Source organism: Rhizobium sp. Rhizsp42 (genome assembly GCF_047304155.1).
Lineage (GTDB): Bacteria > Pseudomonadota > Alphaproteobacteria > Rhizobiales > Rhizobiaceae > Rhizobium.
Window position 1 is genome coordinate 1 of sequence record NZ_JBGLYS010000210.1, and the last position, 233, is coordinate 233.

The window sequence follows — 233 nt, forward strand, 5'->3', positions numbered from 1 at the left end:
GCCATTCGGGCGAGCATGTCGTTGTAGGCGGCCAGGGACTCATCAAGGTCGGCGTCCTCAGAAGCATCGACCCGCCGCTGGTCGCGACGGTCCGAGATGAACCACTGCACGCACAGCGCGATGAGGACCAGCGCCATCGGGATCTCGCCGGTGGCCCAGGTGATCTGGCCACCGACGTTCTGGTCGTCATGCAGATTGGGAACCCACGGAATAGATAGTGCCTCGTAAAAATC

1 protein-coding gene is annotated in these 233 nt (G+C 61.8%); it reads right to left on the reverse strand.

Going from position 1 to position 233, the window contains the following annotated elements:
* The coding region (locus ACCD05_RS32115; RefSeq protein WP_413397734.1) for a cytochrome c oxidase assembly protein at positions 1-233 on the reverse strand (233 nt) is incomplete at both ends.